The sequence below is a fragment of the Mesorhizobium sp. M0800 genome (genome assembly GCF_040320095.1).
Lineage (GTDB): Bacteria > Pseudomonadota > Alphaproteobacteria > Rhizobiales > Rhizobiaceae > Mesorhizobium.
In genome coordinates this window covers 23,675-38,095 of sequence record NZ_JAMYOZ010000010.1, presented here as the reverse complement: position 1 = coordinate 38,095, position 14,421 = coordinate 23,675, and the positions used below count along the sequence as shown (strand labels likewise).

The 14,421-nt window shown below is 62.7% G+C and carries 14 protein-coding genes; 10 read left to right on the top strand and 4 right to left on the bottom strand.

The features are described from left to right. Window positions 1–29: 29 nt before the first annotated feature. The 5 genes from sufD (at window position 30) to NKI18_RS14760 (ending at window position 4,162) form a co-directional block, all read left to right on the top strand. A complete protein-coding gene (gene sufD / locus NKI18_RS14780) occupies window positions 30–1,298 on the top strand; it encodes a Fe-S cluster assembly protein SufD (RefSeq protein WP_352619141.1) in 1,269 nt (422 codons plus the stop codon). A 179-nt stretch (window positions 1,299–1,477) separates the two neighbouring features. Then, window positions 1,478–2,719, top strand: coding sequence for a cysteine desulfurase (locus NKI18_RS14775; RefSeq protein WP_352619139.1), 1,242 nt, complete (start codon window positions 1,478–1,480; stop codon window positions 2,717–2,719). A 5-nt stretch (window positions 2,720–2,724) separates the two neighbouring features. Next, a complete protein-coding gene (locus NKI18_RS14770; RefSeq protein ID WP_352619137.1) occupies window positions 2,725–3,120 on the top strand; it encodes an SUF system Fe-S cluster assembly protein in 396 nt (131 codons plus the stop codon). 110 nt (window positions 3,121–3,230) lie between these two features. Then, a complete protein-coding gene (sufA, locus tag NKI18_RS14765; RefSeq protein WP_352474720.1) occupies window positions 3,231–3,617 on the top strand; it encodes a Fe-S cluster assembly scaffold SufA in 387 nt (128 codons plus the stop codon). An 11-nt stretch (window positions 3,618–3,628) separates the two neighbouring features. Beyond that, complete coding sequence (locus NKI18_RS14760; RefSeq protein WP_352474721.1) at window positions 3,629–4,162, top strand: DUF2199 domain-containing protein; 534 nt, start codon at window positions 3,629–3,631, stop codon at window positions 4,160–4,162. Here the strand turns inward: NKI18_RS14760 and NKI18_RS14755 are convergent. Further along, the gene (locus NKI18_RS14755; protein WP_352619134.1) at window positions 4,159–4,656 is read right to left on the bottom strand and encodes a GFA family protein; all 498 of its coding nucleotides are present in this window, start codon (window positions 4,654–4,656) and stop codon (window positions 4,159–4,161) included. The two genes, NKI18_RS14760 and NKI18_RS14755, sit on opposite strands and share 4 nt — an antisense overlap. 90 nt (window positions 4,657–4,746) lie before the next feature. On the opposite strand from NKI18_RS14755, the gene NKI18_RS14750 reads away from it, so the two are divergent. After that, the gene (locus NKI18_RS14750; protein WP_352619132.1) at window positions 4,747–5,070 is read left to right on the top strand and encodes a TfoX/Sxy family protein; all 324 of its coding nucleotides are present in this window, start codon (window positions 4,747–4,749) and stop codon (window positions 5,068–5,070) included. A gap of 34 nt (window positions 5,071–5,104) precedes the next feature. On the opposite strand, the gene NKI18_RS14745 is transcribed toward NKI18_RS14750, so the two are convergent. Next, entirely contained in the window at window positions 5,105–6,037 is a 933-nt protein-coding gene (locus NKI18_RS14745) for a PfkB family carbohydrate kinase (protein ID WP_352619130.1), read from the bottom strand. Between the two features lie 276 nt (window positions 6,038–6,313). Between NKI18_RS14745 and recA the strand changes: the two genes are divergently transcribed. From recA to NKI18_RS14730, 3 genes are all read left to right on the top strand, one after another. Beyond that, entirely contained in the window at window positions 6,314–7,411 is a 1,098-nt protein-coding gene (gene recA / locus NKI18_RS14740; protein WP_023674696.1) for a recombinase RecA, read from the top strand. Between the two features lie 259 nt (window positions 7,412–7,670). After that, window positions 7,671–10,337 (top strand): alanine--tRNA ligase, encoded by a 2,667-nt coding sequence (alaS, locus tag NKI18_RS14735; RefSeq protein ID WP_352619126.1) that lies wholly within the window; start codon window positions 7,671–7,673, stop codon window positions 10,335–10,337. Window positions 10,338–10,401: 64 nt separating this feature from the next. Continuing rightward, entirely contained in the window at window positions 10,402–11,196 is a 795-nt protein-coding gene (locus NKI18_RS14730) for a PhzF family phenazine biosynthesis protein (RefSeq protein WP_352619124.1), read from the top strand. A gap of 246 nt (window positions 11,197–11,442) precedes the next feature. Here the strand turns inward: NKI18_RS14730 and NKI18_RS14725 are convergent, their stop codons facing one another. Then, window positions 11,443–12,069: a glutathione S-transferase family protein gene (locus tag NKI18_RS14725; RefSeq protein ID WP_352619122.1), complete on the bottom strand. Its 627-nt coding sequence runs from the start codon at window positions 12,067–12,069 to the stop codon at window positions 11,443–11,445. Between the two features lie 11 nt (window positions 12,070–12,080). Further along, window positions 12,081–13,292, bottom strand: a complete 1,212-nt coding sequence (locus tag NKI18_RS14720; protein ID WP_096445278.1) for an NADP-dependent isocitrate dehydrogenase — start codon at window positions 13,290–13,292, stop codon at window positions 12,081–12,083. 206 nt (window positions 13,293–13,498) lie between these two features. On the opposite strand from NKI18_RS14720, the gene NKI18_RS14715 reads away from it, so the two are divergent. After that, window positions 13,499–14,365: an RNA methyltransferase gene (locus NKI18_RS14715; protein ID WP_352619120.1), complete on the top strand. Its 867-nt coding sequence runs from the start codon at window positions 13,499–13,501 to the stop codon at window positions 14,363–14,365. Window positions 14,366–14,421 lie beyond the last annotated feature (56 nt).

The following is a 14,421-nucleotide window of genomic DNA, read 5'->3' as shown; positions in this document are numbered from 1 at the left end:
CGGAAGGCAAGCCAAATAAGGCGATACTGATGAATATGCACACGACACCCCAGCGAACATTGGCCGAAACGGCGCTGATCGACGCCTTTGGCGAGCGGCTGTCGCTGCTGCCCGGCGACGGCGCGGTGATGCTGAAGCGCGACGACGCCATCGAGGCGATCAAGGGCGGCCTGCCGACGCGGCGCGTCGAATCCTGGCATTATACGGACCTGCGCCGGCTGCTGACCTCGGTGCCGGACTTCGATCCGGCAGCGGTCGCGAAAGCCATTGCGCCGATCGTCGAAGGCTCCTCGGTTTTGCCGGTGCTGAACGGCGTTTCGAGCGCGAAATGGGCTGCTGTCGAGGGCGTCACGGTACAGCGCCTGTCGGAGAAGCTGACCGACGGCAGCGCAGCATCTGGGCTTGATTCTTATGGCAGCGACGATGCCATCGGCGCGCTCAACACCGCCTTTGTCGCCGACGGCTATTTCGTCGACATCGCCGACGGTGCCCAACTGGACAAGCCGGTCGAAATGCAGAATTTGCAGGCCGGTGGACAGACGCATGTACGCCTGGCCGTCCGCGTCGGTGCCGGCGCCAAGTCTGTTATCGTCGAGCGCCAGGCGGGCGAGGGGGCGGCGCTGGTCAGTTCGGTCAGCCAGCTTGTGCTTGGCGAGGGCGCCGAAGTGACATGGCTGGTCGTGCAGGAGCAGCCGGATACGGCGACGCATCTCGCCCAGTTCAAGGCGCATCTCGGCAAGAATTCGAAGCTGACGCTGTTCGTCATGAATGCCGGCGGCAAGCTGGTGCGCCAGGAGGTCGTCGTGAAGACGACCGGCGAGGGCGCCGAATTCACGCTGCGCGGCATCAATCTGCTCGCCGGCGACACCCATACCGACGTCACCATGGTGCTCGACCACGCCGTGCCGCATACCGCATCGACCGAAGTCATCCGCAATGTGGTGACCGGCAAGGCGCGCGGCGTCTTCCAGGGCCGCATCAACGTCCACCAATATGCGCAGAAGACCAACGCCAAGATGGCCTGCAACACGCTGCTTCTGTCGGACGACGGCGAGTTCTCGACCAAGCCGGAGCTCGAAATCTTCGCCGACGACGTCGTCTGCGGCCATGGCGCGACCGTTACCGAGATCGACCACAATCATCTGTTTTACCTGATGGCGCGTGGCGTCGACGAGAAGACCGCGCGCGGCCTGCTGGTCAAGGCCTTCGTCGCCGAAGTGATCGAGGAACTGGACGACGAGGCCATCGTCGAGGCGCTGGAAGCGAGACTCGACGATTGGTTTTTGACGCACGGGTAGAGGTGACTGAGGGGTTGGCGCCAACACCCCTCATCCGTCGCCTTCGGCGCCACCTTCTCCCACAAGGGGAGAAGGAGAGGCGCTCTTCCTTCTCCCCTTGTGGGAGAAGGTGGCCGAGCGAAGCTCGGTCGGATGAGGGGTGCTGGACGGAATGAGGCGGTGCCTCGAGAGAGCTTGTAATGGACCAGAAAGTCGAAAACATCCCCTACGACGTCGAGGCGATCCGCCGCGACTTCCCGATCCTGTCGCGGCAAGTCTACGGCAAACCGCTGGTCTATCTCGACAATGGCGCCTCGGCGCAGAAGCCGCAAGCGGTGCTCGACGCTATTCAGCACGCCTATTCCCAGGAATATGCAAACGTCCATCGCGGCCTGCATTTCCTGTCGAATGCCGCGACCGACGCCTATGAGAACGCGCGCAAGATAGTGCAGCGGTTTCTGAATGCGCCGAGCACCGACAACATCGTCTTCACTTCCAACACCACGGCGGCGATCAACACGGTCGCCTATGGTTTCGGCATGCCGAACATCGGCGAAGGCGACGAGATCGTGCTCTCGATCATGGAGCATCATTCCAACATCGTGCCGTGGCATTTCATCCGCGAGCGGCAGGGCGCCAAGCTGGTCTGGGTGCCGGTCGATGATCTCGGCGTCTTCCATATCGAGGAATTCGAGAAGCGGCTGACCGACCGCACCAGGCTGGTTGCCATCACCCATATGTCGAACGCGCTGGGCACGGTGACGCCGATCAAGGAGATCGTGCGCATCGCGCATGCCCGCGGCATTCCGGTGCTGGTCGACGGCAGCCAGAGCGCCGTGCATATGCCGATCGACGTGCAGGACCTCGACTGCGATTTCTTCGTCTTCACCGGCCACAAGGTTTATGGCCCGTCGGGCATCGGTGTGCTCTACGGCAAGAAGGATATTCTGGAGCGCATGCGCCCGTTCATGGGCGGCGGCGAGATGATCGAGGAGGTGACGCAAGACATCGTCACCTACAACGATCCGCCGCACCGTTTCGAGGCCGGCACGCCGCCGATCGTCCAGGCGATCGGGCTGGGTGCCGCGCTCGAATACATGGAAAACATCGGCCGCGAGCGCATCGCCGCGCACGAGGCCGATCTGAAGGATTATGCGCATCAAAAACTGCGCGCCATCAACTCGCTGCGCATCTTCGGCGATGCGCCCGGCAAGGGCGCCATCATCTCGTTCGAGCTGCAGGGCATCCACGCGCATGACGTGTCGATGGTCATCGACCGGCAGGGCGTGGCGGTGCGCGCCGGCACCCATTGCGCCCAGCCGCTGTTGAAACGCTTCGGCGTAACATCCACATGCAGGGCATCGTTCGGCATGTATAATACCAGGGCCGAAGTCGATGCTTTGGCCGATGCGCTGGAAAAGGCGCGAAAGTTCTTCGGGTGACGATCATGGATGATGCCAGCCACACCGCCGAAAGCACGGCAATGGATATGACCACCAATGCGGCGGTTTCCGGGTCAACGATTCCCGCCGACGAACTGGCGCGGCTGACCGACGACATCGTCTCGGCGCTGAAGACGGTCTATGACCCGGAAATCCCGGCCGACATCTATGAGCTCGGCCTGGTCTACAAGATCGACATCGAGGACGACCGCTCGGTCAAGATCGACATGACGCTGACCGCGCCGGGCTGCCCGGTGGCTGGCGAAATGCCGGGCTGGGTCGAAAACGCCGTCGGCGCCGTCGAAGGCGTCTCCGGCGTCGAGGTCAACATGACCTTCGACCCACCCTGGTCGCCCGACCGAATGTCGGAAGAGGCGCAGGTGGCGGTTGGGTGGTACTAGCATCCGACCAGCCAGAGGCTGGCGCACTTGCGCCGGGTACAAAACTTCACCATTTTAGGTGAGGAATCATTCGGCAGGCCTTGAACCTGCGCGCAATGGAGAAGGAAAACATGGGACGCTTTGCCGTCATCACGATGACCGAAAAGGCCGCCGACCGGGTTCGCGAGATCGTTGCGACCCGTGAGAATGCGCATGGCATTCGCCTTGGCATCAAGAAGGGCGGCTGCGCCGGCATGGAATATACGGTCGATCTGGTGACCGAGCCGAACACCAAGGACGATCATATCGAGCGCGATGGCGCCCATGTCTATGTCGCGCCGGAGGCAGCGCTTTTCCTGTTCGGAACCGAGATGGATTTCGAGCAGACGACTTTGCGCACCGGCTTCACCTTCCGCAACCCGAACCAGAGCTCGGCCTGCGGCTGCGGCGAATCGGTCGAGCTGAAGCCGGCCGATTTGAAGGCACTGGCCGAGGCGCGCGAAGCAAGCGCGGCTTAGCGTCTCTGGTGATGAGTGCCGAGGCATATCGCTGGCGGTGTGCCTGTTGCGGTCAGGAATATACCGGGCTTCCAACAGATATGGCGTTCGGTGCGCCCGTGGACACGGACACGCTTGACGATGCCGCTCGAGCGACCTTTCGTAAGAATGAAGATTTCTGCGAGGTGCGCCGTGCGTCGGGGGTAACAGATCGGTTTGTTCGTTGCTTGCTGCCTCTGCCAGTGCCTCAGCTCTCCAGCGAGTTCTGTTTCGGCGTATGGATGTCGGTCTCGGAAAAAAGCTGGGATCTATACCGAGATGGATATGACAGTGGCCAGTATGAAGAAGAACTCTGTTTTGGATATCTGATGCACAACATTCCTGAGTATCCAGGCTCGTTGCATCTGCATGCCAATGTTGTATTTCAGCCCGGTGATCAGCGTCCGAAGGTGTTTCTGCATGATGCAGATCATCCCTTGGTTGCGGCCCAACGCAGTGGGGTGGATGTGGCGCAGATAGAGCGCTGGGTGGCTCTCACGCACCGACCTAAGGCCGGGAGCAACTAATCCACCCACATCCCCGTTCGCTTGTGCCAGTCTGCGATCGACTGCTCCGGGTAGACATCGAAAACCTTGTCGCCCTTGCCGATATCCGGCTCGACCCAATTCGCCTTGTATTTCAGCATCAGATGCACCTTCTCCGGCGGTTTCGGCAGGTCGGTGTCGACAGCCGAGGCGAACGGATGCACCAGCTCCGGCCAGGTCGGATCGTAGAGCCAGAGTGCCGTCCCGCATTTCGTGCAGAAATTCCGTTCGCCCGTCGAGGTCTCGCGTTGCGGGTGCTCGTCGTCCTCGATCTCGGCGCGGTAGACGCCGAGATGGCGCTTGCCCTCGATTTTCAGCGTCTGGTAATCGGCGCCGAGATTGATGGCGAAACCGCCACCGCCCTGCTGCTTGCGGCAGATCGAGCAGTAGCACAGCATGAACGGCACCGGCGTGTGGCTTTCCACCTCGAAACGCACGGCATTGCACCGGCAGGACCCTTTGAGCAGAAGCGGCATGAAAAACTCCGACGAAATTGATTCTGAACTTGTCAGGATGGTGCCGGTTGCGTCGATGACAAGGGGAAATCCGGGTGACATGATCGCCGCATGGACAACGAGCGCATAGAAGAGCTTTTCGAAGGCCTCGGCCCGGTCAGCATCCGCAAGCTGTTCGGCGGCAAGGGCATCTATTTCGACGGCGTCATCGTCGCCATCGTCATCGGTGGCGAATTGATGCTGAAGGCCGACGCCGAAAGCGCCCCGGATTTCGAAGCGGCCGGCTGCCGGCAATGGACCTATACCGGCTCGCGCCACGGCAGGCTCGTGTCGATGCCCTATTGGAGCGTTCCCGACAGCGCCTTCGACGATCCCGACGAGATGGCGATCTGGGCACGCCGCGCCTACGAGGCAGGACGGCGCGCCGGCAAATAGGCTGCGTCATGCTTCGGCAATTCCGGGCCGCACTTCATGCCAGGTCCCGCGCCTCGGGCACGAGCGCCAGCGCTTCGGCAAAGCCAGCGCTGGTGAAGGCGGCGCGCGCGACGACGAGCATCGCGGCGGCAATGCCTTCGCGCAGTGCCGCGCGTAGCGTCAGGCCGCGCAGCAGGGCAGCGATCGTGGCGCCGGCCAATGCGTCGCCGGCGCCGGCAGCATCGGTCCGCTTTTGTAGCGGCGGTGGCGAGATCGAGAACGCGCTCAATTCGTCGAAACCGAGCACTGGTTCGTCGCCGGCGGTGATCACGCCGCTTTTCAGCCCGGCGCGTCTCAGGCCGTCGACGATGCCTTGATCGTCAGCATCGATGCCGACGCCGGCGAGCACGCCGGCCTCGTGCCGGTTCATGAAGGCCAGCGCCAGACGGTCGAGCACCGGCATCAGCCGCGCCGCCTTATTGGGCGAGACCGCAAGCGCAAACACCGGCTTGTCGGCGGCGAGTGCCGCCAGCCGCCCCAGCGCGGTCGACGGCAGGTTGGCGTCGCACAGCACCGCGTCGGCCGAACCGATCGCTTCCCGCACCTTGGCGCGGCGGATCTGCTTGGGAAGCGCCAGCTCGTAGAGCACCATGTCGGCAAGGCCGGCGATCAGCCCGCCGTCGCTATCGATCAGCATCGTATGGCTTGGCGTTGCTCGGTCGAGGAACACCGCCGACAGGTCGGCAATGCCGGCCTCGGTGACGGCGCGTAAAACCGTGTCGCCAAGGGCATCGCCGCCGCGCACCGAAAGCAGCGAGGCCGAGGCGCCGCGTCGCACCGCACAGCGCAAGGCGTTGAAGACGGCACCGCCGACATGCTCGCGCATCGTGCCGGGGTTGGAAGCGGCCGGCACGAAGGCGCCGGCAACCCGGCCGCGCCGCTCGATATAGGCGCCGCCCACGGCCAGGATCGTCGGGGATTTGATCATGCCGTCAAAATGCCCTTTTGCTGTTGCCCGGAGAGACTAGGTCGCCGGGCGGAACCCTGCAATCGCGGGTCCGATTCGGTTGGTGACGGCAACGGCGCCGCATGCGAGGCGAGACACATCGGAAGCAATAATTGCGAAACAAAAATAGAACAAATAGGGATATGCGTTATTTTTCAAACCCTTGGTGCTCATTGACAAATGAGAACAAATGAGGTACATTCTTTTAAGGATTGCGGGATTGTCCGGCCTCCATTGACGACCACGGGGTGATGTATCATGGCTCAGAATTCTTTGCGGCTTGTAGAGGACAAAGCGGTGGACAAATCAAAGGCTCTGGATGCGGCGCTGTCGCAAATCGAGCGTGCCTTCGGCAAGGGCTCGATCATGCGGCTCGGCGCGAACGAGCAGGTCGTCGAGATCGAAACGGTGCCGACCGGCTCGCTTGGACTGGACATCGCGCTTGGCGTCGGCGGCCTGCCGCGCGGCCGCATCGTCGAGATCTACGGGCCGGAAAGCTCGGGCAAGACGACGCTGGCGCTGCACACGGTGGCCGAAGCCCAGAAGAAGGGCGGCATCTGCGCCTTCGTCGATGCCGAGCACGCGCTCGACCCGGTCTATGCCCGCAAGCTCGGCGTCGATCTCGAAAACCTGCTGATCTCGCAGCCCGATACCGGCGAGCAGGCGCTGGAGATCTGCGACACGCTGGTGCGCTCCGGCGCCATCGACGTGCTGGTGGTCGATTCGGTGGCGGCGTTGACGCCGCGGGCGGAAATCGAAGGCGAGATGGGCGATTCGCTGCCCGGCCTGCAGGCCCGCCTGATGAGCCAGGCACTGCGCAAGCTCACCGCCTCGATCTCGCGCTCCAACACCATGGTCATCTTCATCAACCAGATCCGCATGAAGATCGGCGTCATGTTCGGTTCGCCCGAGACGACGACCGGCGGCAATGCGTTGAAATTCTATGCCTCGGTCCGCCTCGACATCCGCCGCATCGGCTCGGTCAAGGATCGCGACGAGGTCGTCGGCAACCAGACCCGCGTCAAGGTCGTCAAGAACAAGCTGGCGCCGCCCTTCAAGGTGGTCGAGTTCGACATCATGTATGGCGAGGGCGTCTCCAAGACCGGCGAGCTGGTCGATCTCGGCGTCAAGGCGGGCGTGGTCGAAAAGTCGGGCGCCTGGTTCTCCTACAATTCGCAGCGTCTTGGCCAGGGCCGCGAAAACGCAAAACTGTTCCTGCGCGACAATCCCGACACGGCGCGCGAGATCGAGCTGGCGCTACGGCAGAATGCCGGGCTGATCGCTGAGAAATTCCTTGAGAACGGCGGCTCCGAAAGCAGCGACGACGGTTTCGAGGACGACGCTGGGGTGATGTAGGGCAGGCGACGCCTCGCTGAGCCTCAGCCAGGTTTCGATTTGATGTTTTGATTTTGAGTTTGCGTAATCGATGCGTTTCGAACCGCCGGCCCCGTGCCGGCGGTTCGCGTTTGACGGCGAGGCAGACGCATTTCAAGGCGCTGGTGAAAGCCGGGATTTGAGCCCATTTGGTGTTTCTGGACAGGCTGCGGTGCGACCGCTAAAAGGCCATGTCTATTTTCCGCCGGCAGCCGGCGGTTCTCTCGAAAAGGCAGTATTCATGAGTGGCGTCAACGAGATCCGGTCGGCATTTCTCGACTATTTTCGCAAGGAAGGTCACGAGGTCGTCGCGTCAAGCCCGCTGGTGCCGCGCAACGACCCGACGCTGATGTTCACCAATGCCGGCATGGTGCAGTTCAAGAACGTTTTCACCGGTCTGGAGAAGCGGCCGTATTCGCGCGCCACGACTGCCCAGAAGAGTGTTCGCGCCGGCGGCAAGCACAACGACCTCGACAATGTCGGCTACACCGCGCGCCACCTGACCTTCTTCGAGATGCTCGGCAATTTCTCCTTCGGCGACTATTTCAAGGAGCGGGCCATAGAGCTTGCCTGGAACCTGATCACCAGGGAGTTCGGGCTGAAGAAGGACAAGCTGCTGGTCACCGTCTACCACACCGACGACGAGGCGGCCTCGTACTGGAAGAAGATCGCCGGCCTTTCGGATGATCGCATCATCCGCATCGCGACTTCGGACAATTTCTGGGCAATGGGCGACACCGGGCCTTGCGGGCCGTGTTCGGAGATATTCATCGACCGTGGCGAGCATATCTGGGGCGGCCCTCCCGGCAGCCCCGAGGAGGATGGCGACCGTTTCCTTGAATTCTGGAACCTAGTGTTCATGCAGTACGAACAGGTGACGAAGGACGAGCGCGTCGACCTGCCGCGTCCGTCGATCGACACGGGCATGGGCCTCGAGCGCATGGCATCCATCCTGCAAGGGGTTGAAAGCGTCTTCGAAACCGACCTGTTCCGCCACCTGATCGACGCTGCGTCGTCGGCGCTTGGCAAAGGTCCGGATGCGGGCACCGTCGCATCGTTCCGTGTCATCGCCGACCATTTGCGTTCGTCCTGCTTCCTGGTCGCCGACGGCGTGCTGCCGTCCAACGAAGGACGCGGCTACGTGCTTCGTCGCATCATGCGCCGCGCCATGCGCCACGCGCAGTTGCTCGGCGCCCGCGATCCGCTGATGTGGCGCCTGGTGCCGGCACTGGTCCGCGAGATGGGCCAAGCCTACCCGGAACTGGTGCGCGGCGAACAGATGATCACCGAAACGCTGAAGCTTGAGGAAACTCGTTTCCGCAAGACGCTGGTGCGCGGCTTGGGCTTGCTTTCGGAGGCGACGGAAAAGCTGGCCTCCGGCGACATGCTGGATGGCGAGACAGCGTTCAAGCTCTACGACACCTACGGCTTTCCGCTCGATCTGACGCAGGACGCGCTGCGCCAGCGCAACATCTCGGTCAACCTTGCCGGCTTCACCGAGGCGATGGAGCGGCAGAAAGCGGAGGCGCGCAAAAGCTGGGCCGGCTCCGGCGACGTGGCGACCGAGACGGTATGGTTTCCGGTGCGCGAGAACGCCGGCGCCACCGAGTTCCTCGGCTATGAGACCGAGCAGGCGGAAGGCCTCATCCAGGCGCTGGTCAGGGACGGCAAGACCGTCGACAGTGCCGGCAAAGGCGACGCCGTTGCCGTGGTTGTCAACCAGACGCCGTTCTATGGCGAGTCCGGTGGCCAGATGGGCGATACCGGCGTCATTTCAGGCGACGGGTTCTCGATCGAAATATCCGATACCCAGAAGAAGGCCGATGGGCTTTTCGTCCATCTCGGCAAGGTGGCCAACGGCACGGTCAAGACGGGCGCGACCGTCGAGCTGAAGGTGGACCACGCGCGCCGCACCAGACTGCGCGCGAACCATTCCGCCACGCATCTGATCCATGAGGCGCTGCGCGAGGTGCTGGGTACACATGTGGCGCAGAAGGGCTCGCTGGTCGCGCCCGAACGTCTGCGCTTCGACATCTCCCACAACAAGCCGATCTCGCCTGACGAGCTCGAAGAGGTCGAGCGCATGGCAAACGAGATCGTCGTTCAGAACGGCCCTGTAACCACGCGGCTGATGTCTGTCGACGACGCCATCGCCGAGGGCGCCATGGCGCTGTTTGGCGAGAAATATGGCGATGAAGTGCGCGTCGTTTCGATGGGCACGGGCTTGCATGGCGCCAAGGCCAACCGGCCCTATTCGGTCGAGCTATGCGGCGGTACCCATGTCAGGGCGACCGGCGATATCGGCCTGGTGCGCATCGTGTCCGACAGCGCGGTCGCTGCCGGCGTACGCCGCATCGAGGCGTTGACCGGCGAGGCGGCCAGAAAGCATCTCGACGAACAGGACAAGCGGTTGAAGGCGGCCGCCGCCGCGTTGAAGATTTCGCCGGCCGATGTGCCGGCCCGCGTCGAGGCGCTGCTCGACGAACGCAAGAAGCTCGAAAAGGAGCTGACCGAGGCGCGCAAGAAGCTGGCGCTGGGCGATCGATCGCCAGCCGGTGTGCCGGCGGAAAACGAAACCATTGCCGGTGTCGGTTTTCTCGGCAAGGCGGTATCGGGCGTCTCGCCAAAGGATCTTAAGCCGTTGGCCGATGCCGGCAAGAAGTCGCTCGGCTCCGGCATCGTCGTCTTTGTCGGCGCCGGCGAGGACAACAAGGCGAGTGTCGTCGTCGCCGTCACCGATGATCTGGCCGGCCGCTTCAACGCCATCGATCTGGTGCGCGTCGCGTCCGCGGCATTGGGCGGGCAGGGCGGCGGCGGGCGACCCGATATGGCTCAGGCCGGCGGCCCGGACGCCTCGAAGGCCGAAGACGCGATCGCTGCGGTGAAAGCGGCTCTCGAAGCGGCGTGAACCTGCACCGGGGGCGGCACGGCCGAAATGGCGCGCCGCCCAGCGGATATCTTTGAGGGCCGATATGCCGACGCTGACGATGTATCAGGTCGATGCCTTTGCCGAACGGGCCTTCCAGGGTAACCCTGCCGCCGTTCTCCTTTTAGAGGAGTGGCTGTCGGAGCAGGTAATGCAGGCCATCGCCAACGAAAACAATCTTGCTGAAACCGCGTTTGTGCGGCCGAATGGCAAAGGTTGGGATTTGCGCTGGTTCACGCCGGTCCATGAAGTCGACTTCTGCGGCCACGCCACTCTTGCGGCCGCCCATGTGCTGGCTACGGAATACAATGGTCAGGGCGAAATGGCCTTCGCCACCCGGGTCGGCGAGCTGCGGGTTTCCCGGTGGGAAGGGGGCTATCAGCTCGATCTGCCTTGTTTTCCGCCGCAGCCCGTCGAGGAAGAGCTGAACTCGGCGCTGCAAGCGATATTGCCTCAGCGGCCGGTTGCGAGCTTCCGCAATTTCGAGAACCTGTTTGTCGAGCTTGCCGACGAGACAACCGTGCGATCTTTCGTTCCCGATCTGCTCAGGATCGGACGTTTTCATCCTCTCGGCCTGGTTATTACCGCGCCTGGGCGAGCCCACGATTTCGTCTCCCGTTACTTCGTGCCCGGGGCGGGCATTCCCGAGGATCCGGTAACCGGCTCCATTCATGCGACGCTGGTGCCTTACTGGGCTGAAAAACTCGGCAAGACGCATCTGTCGGCATTCCAATGCTCGCAGCGCGGCGGGCATTTGCTATGCAAACTGGCCGGAGATCGCGTGCTGATCACAGGCCGTGCGAAGACCTTTATGAAGGCGGAGATCTACCTTCCCGATTGAGCGGCTTGCGAGGCAGAGAAGGCAAGGATCTGGGAGAATTTGTCGCCAGCCTCGGCGGGACAGCACCCCCCTCTGTCCTGCCGGACATCTCCCCCTCAAGGGGGGAGATTGGATGTCACGATTGCCTTCGCCACTTGTCAATGATTGAAGAAAAGCGGGGCAATGAACCTGCCAATCTCCCCCCTTGAGGGGGAGATGTCCGGCAGGACAGAGGGGGGTGCTGTCCCTCGGCCTCTCGTATCTTTGTCACCCTGCCTTTTCGGCTTTCGCAAAACTCGCGCGTTGAGTGATGCGCGCATACCAATCCCGAATATCGGCAAACTCGGCCAGCAGGGCTTGTCCCTCGGCGACCTTGACGAAATAGCCGATGATCGGTGCGGCGTGCAGGTCGGCCAGCGTCAGGTCCGTTCCCAACAGCCAAGGCCCTTCGGCTTTCAGCGAGGAGAGCGCCTGCAATGCCGTTCTTGCCTGCCGCAACCCGTTGGCGATCACGGCTTCGTCGGGCGGCGTTTTTTCCAGCCGCTCGACAGCGACATCCCAGACCATGGTCCTGTAGGCGTAGGCGTCGAGCAGGCCGGTGATCTGGTTCAGGCGTGCTCGAGGCCGGGCTTCGACCGGTTGCAGCGCCGGGCCGCCAAAGGCTTCGTCGACATAACGGGCAATCGCGCCGGTCTCGTAGAGGCGAAAGCCGTCATGCTCGAAGGCCGGGATGCGGCCGAACGGTTGGTGCTCGAAATACCAGCCGGGAATGCCGTCCGCGGCAAAGATGTCGACGGGCACGAGCTCGTAGCCGACGCCCTTTTCCTCCAGCACCAGCCGCACGATGCGCACATAGACGCTGTAGTCCGCGCCGTAGACGACGGGCTTGCCCATGCCGGTTGGGCTCAGGCCATCGCTTTCTGCAAATTCTCGTCGATCTTGTCGAGGAAGCCGGTGGTCGAAAGCCATGGCTGGTCGGGGCCGATCAGCAGCGACAGGTCCTTGGTCATGAAGCCGGACTCGACCGTCTGGATGCAGACCTTTTCCAGGGTCTCGGCAAAGCGCTTCAGTTCGGCATTGTCGTCGAGCTTGGCGCGATGCGCGAGGCCGCGCGTCCAGGCAAAGATCGAGGCGATCGAATTGGTCGAGGTCTCCTCGCCTTTCTGGTGCTGGCGATAGTGGCGGGTAACGGTGCCGTGCGCGGCTTCCGCCTCGACGGTCTTGCCGTCCGGCGTCATCAGCACCGAGGTCATCAGGCCGAGCGAGCCGAAGCCTTGCGCCACCGTGTCGGACTGCACGTCGCCGTCATAATTCTTGCAGGCCCAGACATAGCCGCCCGACCATTTCAGGCTGGAGGCCACCATGTCGTCGATCAGCCGGTGCTCGTACCAGAGTTTCTTCGCTTTGAATTCTGCTTCGAACTCCGCCTCGTAGACCTCCTGGAAGATGTCCTTGAAGCGTCCGTCATAGGCTTTGAGGATGGTGTTCTTGGTCGAGAGGTAGACGGGATAATTGCGCAGCAGGCCGTAGTTCAGTGAGGCGCGGGCGAATTCGCGGATCGATTCGTCGAGATTGTACATGGCCATGGCGACGCCGGCGCCGGGTGCGTCGAACACATCGTGCTCGATCACCTGGCCGTCCTCGCCGACGAATTTGATCGTCAGCTTGCCCTTGCCGGGGAAGCGGAAGTCGGTGGCGCGGTACTGGTCGCCGAAGGCGTGGCGGCCGACGATGATCGGCTTGGTCCAGCCGGGCACCAGCCGCGGCACGTTCTTCATGATGATCGGCTCGCGAAAGATGGTGCCGCCGAGGATGTTGCGGATGGTGCCGTTCGGCGACTTCCACATCTTCTTCAGCTTGAATTCCTCGACGCGCTGTTCGTCGGGCGTGATCGTCGCGCATTTCACGCCGACGCCGTATTTCTTGATGGCGTTGGCGGAATCGATGGTCACCTGGTCGTTGGTGGCGTCGCGGTGCTCGATGCCGAGGTCGTAATATTCGAGCTTGAGGTCGAGATAAGGGTGGATCAGCTTGTCCTTGATGAACTGCCAGATGATGCGGGTCATCTCGTCGCCGTCGAGTTCGACGACCGGGTTCGCCACCTTGATCTTCGCCATGGAAAGAATGCCTCGCTTTTGGGGAACGGAACGGCCTTGCCCGCACGGCTGCCGGCCCTGGGATGCGGCCCGTATATCAAAGGCTTTTTGGCCGCGCAAACGGCGAACCGCGCCGCAGTGTCCGCATTCCTTGCGAAAGCTTCATTTTCGCCGCCAAATGTGGCAGGGGACTGCGAAATGCCGCAAACAGCAGTTCACTGACAACCATGGCCGCTACCCAGGATCCCGACACCCCTCTTGCCTCCGGAACTCCAGCGTCCGGACCGGCGATCATCCTGGTCGAGCCGCAGCTCGGCGAGAATATCGGCATGGTTGCACGCGCCATGGCCAATTTCGGCCTTTCCGAGCTGCGGCTCGTCAATCCGCGCGACGGCTGGCCGAGCGAGAAGGCGCGTGCCGCCGCAAGCCGCGCCGATCACGTCATCGATGCCGTCAAGGTGTTCGATGACCTGGCCTCGGCGGTTGCCGATTTGAACTTCGTCTTCGCCACCACGGCGCGCGCGCGCGACAATTTCAAGCCAGTGCGCGGTCCGGTCGAGGCGGGCAGGGCGCTGCGGGCGCGGCAGCGGGCCGGCCAGCGCACCGGCATCCTGTTCGGCCGCGAGCGCTTCGGCCTCTATAATGACGAGGTCGGCCTCGCCGACGAGATCGTCACCTTCCCCGTCGATCCAGCCTTCTCCTCGCTCAACATTGCCCAGGCGGCCCTGCTGATGTCCTATGAATGGATGAAGTCCGGCCTGGAAGACGAGACCAGGACCAATTTCTCCGGCCCCGAAATGCCGCCGGCTGCCAAGGAAGAATTGCACGGCCTGTTTGCGTATCTGGAAGGTGCACTGGAGGCGCGCGGCTATTTCCGCCCGGCAGCGAAGAAACCGAAGATGGTCGACAATTTGCGTGCAGTGCTGACTCGCGCCGGCTTTGCCGAGCCGGAGCTCAAGGTGCTGCGCGGCATAATATCATCGCTGGACAGGTTCTCGCCGGCCATGCCGCGCGGCGACGGATCGCCCGGCGACGATCCAAGGCGGCTCCCGGCGGCCGCGGCACGCGCTGCGAGGGCGAAAGACAAAGACTAGCCTCGGAACGACCCATACCTCACCAGTAACCGAATGTTATTTGGTGTGATCCATTG

Excerpts from the sequence above, each read along its gene's own strand:
- sufD (WP_352619141.1), top strand. The coding sequence starts at position 30 with ATGAATATGCACACGACACCCCAGCGAACATTGGCCGAAACGGCGCTG.
- NKI18_RS14775 (WP_352619139.1), top strand. The coding sequence starts at position 1,478 with ATGGACCAGAAAGTCGAAAACATCCCCTACGACGTCGAGGCGATCCGC.
- NKI18_RS14770 (WP_352619137.1), top strand. The coding sequence starts at position 2,725 with ATGGATGATGCCAGCCACACCGCCGAAAGCACGGCAATGGATATGACC.
- sufA (WP_352474720.1), top strand. The coding sequence starts at position 3,231 with ATGGGACGCTTTGCCGTCATCACGATGACCGAAAAGGCCGCCGACCGG.
- NKI18_RS14760 (WP_352474721.1), top strand. The coding sequence starts at position 3,629 with ATGAGTGCCGAGGCATATCGCTGGCGGTGTGCCTGTTGCGGTCAGGAA.
- NKI18_RS14755 (WP_352619134.1), bottom strand. The coding sequence starts at position 4,656 with ATGCCGCTTCTGCTCAAAGGGTCCTGCCGGTGCAATGCCGTGCGTTTC.
- NKI18_RS14750 (WP_352619132.1), top strand. The coding sequence starts at position 4,747 with ATGGACAACGAGCGCATAGAAGAGCTTTTCGAAGGCCTCGGCCCGGTC.
- NKI18_RS14745 (WP_352619130.1), bottom strand. The coding sequence starts at position 6,037 with ATGATCAAATCCCCGACGATCCTGGCCGTGGGCGGCGCCTATATCGAG.
- recA (WP_023674696.1), top strand. The coding sequence starts at position 6,314 with ATGGCTCAGAATTCTTTGCGGCTTGTAGAGGACAAAGCGGTGGACAAA.
- alaS (WP_352619126.1), top strand. The coding sequence starts at position 7,671 with ATGAGTGGCGTCAACGAGATCCGGTCGGCATTTCTCGACTATTTTCGC.
- NKI18_RS14730 (WP_352619124.1), top strand. The coding sequence starts at position 10,402 with ATGCCGACGCTGACGATGTATCAGGTCGATGCCTTTGCCGAACGGGCC.
- NKI18_RS14725 (WP_352619122.1), bottom strand. The coding sequence starts at position 12,069 with ATGGGCAAGCCCGTCGTCTACGGCGCGGACTACAGCGTCTATGTGCGC.
- NKI18_RS14720 (WP_096445278.1), bottom strand. The coding sequence starts at position 13,292 with ATGGCGAAGATCAAGGTGGCGAACCCGGTCGTCGAACTCGACGGCGAC.
- NKI18_RS14715 (WP_352619120.1), top strand. The coding sequence starts at position 13,499 with ATGGCCGCTACCCAGGATCCCGACACCCCTCTTGCCTCCGGAACTCCA.